The 285-nt window shown below is 37.9% G+C and carries 1 protein-coding gene; it reads right to left on the bottom strand.

Annotation, left to right across the window (positions count from 1 at the left end; all coding sequences use genetic code 11):
• Positions 1-285, bottom strand: a 285-nt coding sequence (locus ACXAHM_RS26440; protein ID WP_474967080.1) for an agmatine deiminase family protein, incomplete at both ends; no start/stop codon positions are given.

Below are 285 nucleotides of genomic sequence, written 5' to 3'. Positions count from 1 at the left end.
GAGATGGTACTGGTAATTTATGTACTTCAATCGCACGACCTTTTGCATCCGTTACACTTGTAAGGTAATTATATGCCTCTAAGCTACGCTCATATTGTGGATCGTTTTCATCATCTGTCCATGCTAAAACTACTTCAGTTGGACGAATGAAAAACGCCATATTATCGATATGACCACTTGTCTCATCGTTGTAAATTCCTCTTGGTACCCAAAGTACTTTCTCTACGTTTAAGTAGTCTTTTAAGTACTCTTCCATTTCTTCTCTTGAAAGACCTGGATTTCTAC

Source organism: Flammeovirga sp. AWQ4_249, assembly GCF_056161045.1.
Note: the sequence above shows the minus strand (reverse complement) of the source record. Positions and strands in the feature narration are given on the sequence as shown.